This is a genomic window from Vibrio sp. 1069, assembly GCF_033340555.1.
The window spans coordinates 1-570 of record NZ_JAWOWP010000722.1 but is presented as its reverse complement, the minus strand read 5'-3'; the positions used below and the strand labels follow the sequence as shown (position 1 = coordinate 570).

At 51.1% G+C, this 570-nt stretch carries 1 protein-coding gene; it reads right to left on the bottom strand.

Translation table 11 applies throughout. The annotated features are described in order from the left end of the window. Positions 1 to 570 (bottom strand): S8 family serine peptidase (locus tag R7040_RS28680; protein ID WP_318097922.1); only part of this gene is annotated, 570 nt, incomplete at both ends.

Here is a 570-nt window from a genome sequence, read left to right as displayed (position 1 = left end):
ACTATTGTTGATCGAGATGGAAAGAGCTTCTGGTGCCTTAACGACTAGAGGAGGTGGTGGTGGCGGTTCCGAAGGTGTTGCAGTCAGAGCTCCCACCAAATTAAGTCGTCCGTATTGAGAGATGCTCTGTAAATCTTGTCCATCAGCACCTATTGGATCCGCTCCTTGTTCCAACATCATACGAATCATCTGGTTACAAGGTACGCCAGAGGCATCTTGGCAAGTTGCAGGATCGGATAACTGATCTGCATATTTATATGCCCAAAGTAACGCAGCTGCGCCAGCAACATGAGGGCTGGCCATGGATGTACCCGACTGCCAATGCAGACAGGCGTCATTATCGTAATCGAAGGTGCCACACTGCTCATTTGGCATCGTCGAGAGAATACTGTCACCGGGTGCCATTAGCGACACCCAATCGCTACCGAAACTAGAAAAACTGGCACGATTGTCATCGTCATCCGTCGCACCTACGGCAATCACGTTGTCATAAGCTGCGGGGTAGTTCTTTATCGGGTCTCCGGCGTTCCCTGCTGCGCTCACTAACAACACGCCTTTCCCCCAAGCGTA